The sequence below is a fragment of the uncultured Shewanella sp. genome, from assembly GCF_947495455.1.
Classification (GTDB): Bacteria; Pseudomonadota; Gammaproteobacteria; order Enterobacterales; family Shewanellaceae; genus Shewanella.
Map to the genome: position 1 here is coordinate 1 of NZ_CANLZC010000223.1, position 1,211 is coordinate 1,211.

Below are 1,211 nucleotides of genomic sequence, written 5' to 3' on the forward strand. Positions count from 1 at the left end.
TTGTATGGATAATAAACCCACATAATTACAAATTATTCCCAGTTTCGGGTAATGTGAGACCCAGGCTTTAGCTGCAACTAAAGCTTTCATTTGTCGTAGTTCGATTGAGCGATGGCTCCTCTATTGAGAGACCGATAACAAGAAAGAACGCGACAAACGACTCCAAGCAAAATACTCGAATAGTCTACTGGGTCTCGAACCCGCATTTGCAAGCAAGAGTTAGCTTATTATGAAATCAAAAACTAATCAAAACATTAACGTCGGGGTTGATACTGGTAAGTTCCAACTCGACATTTATATTCGACCTCTTGATATCTTTTTCACCGTTTCTAACGATGAAAAAGGAATTAAAGAAGCTGTTAACCTCATTAAAAAACATAACCCTGACCGTATAGTCATTGAAGCAACTGGTCGTCTTGAAATGCCCTTTATCATCGCTTGTGCTAACGCCAATTTACCCTTTGTGATAGCCAATCCTATTCACGTAAAACGTTTCGCGGGCGCTATAGGCCAACGTGCTAAAACCGATAAGTTAGATGCACAGCTTATTGCGCATTACAGTGAAGCAATTAAACCTCAATTATCGACACTAAAACCCGATGTCATGCAGGCTATGAGCGATTTAGTTTCAAGACGAAACCAGCTATTGGTCATGCAAACCATGGAGAAAAACAGACTACAAATTCTTCCCAAAGCGCTCGCAATGACGATCAAGCCAATCTTAACTGTTTTCAAAAATCAAATAACAAAAATAGAAGATAAAATTGTTAAGCTGATCGAATCAAACACTGACTACCAAGCCAAAAATATCATTCTTCAAAGCATGAAAGGGATAGGTAAAATTGCCGCCGCCTCAATCATCAGCAATTTACCAGAGCTCGGGTATATTAATAACAAAGAAGCCAGCTCGTTGGTCGGTGTAGCGCCTATGAATAAAGAAAGTGGTCGCTTCAAAGGCCATCGAAAGATCCAAGGAGGTCGGCATCAAGTGAGAACCGTTTTGTACATGGCAATGATGTCAGCAATACAATCTAATCCCGTTTTTAAAGCCACTTATCAGCGATTAGTGGCTGCTGGTAAACCCAAGAAAGTCGCCATCATAGCCTGTATAAGAAAAATGGTTGTTATCTTAAATTCAATGTTAAGAGATGGCGTTTTGTGGAAAGCATCAAAAGCTTGAAATTAACGATTGACACCATAGTCTCTTGTTA

1 protein-coding gene is annotated in these 1,211 nt (G+C 39.6%); it reads left to right on the forward strand.

Annotation, left to right across the window (positions count from 1 at the left end; genetic code table 11):
• The first annotated feature begins 229 nt into the window (after positions 1-229).
• A complete protein-coding gene (locus tag Q0791_RS24855) occupies positions 230-1,180 on the forward strand; it encodes an IS110 family transposase (RefSeq protein WP_299011945.1) in 951 nt (316 codons plus the stop codon).
• Positions 1,181-1,211 lie beyond the last annotated feature (31 nt).

Coding starts and splice junctions, on each gene's coding strand:
- Q0791_RS24855 (WP_299011945.1), top strand. CDS start 230: ATGAAATCAAAAACTAATCAAAACATTAACGTCGGGGTTGATACTGGT.